At 64.1% G+C, this 290-nt stretch carries 1 protein-coding gene; it reads left to right on the top strand.

Going from position 1 to position 290, the window contains the following annotated elements; translation table 11 throughout:
- Positions 1–290: ABC transporter permease (locus tag AC0L2O_RS36640; protein ID WP_473373182.1), on the top strand; the 290-nt coding region annotated here is incomplete at both ends.

Consider the following 290-nt stretch of genomic DNA (forward strand, 5'->3'; position numbering starts at 1 on the left):
GAGGCCTCCGCCGATCTCGGCGCTTCCGCAATCACCACCTTCAGGCGGGTGACATTGCCGGTCATCCTGCCGGCGGTCGTCGCCGGTGCGCTGCTCGCCTTCACGCTTTCGGTCGACGAGTTCATCATCGCCTTCTTCACATCAGGCGCCGGCCGTGCCTCGACCACGCTGCCGATGCAGATCTATTCGATGATCCGCTTCGGCATCACCCCGGAGATAAACGCATTGGCGACCATCGTCATGGCGGTCTCAATCACCGCGCTGACCCTGTCGCAGCGGCTCAACCGCGG

The sequence above is a fragment of the Bradyrhizobium sp. Kon10 genome (assembly GCF_055807395.1).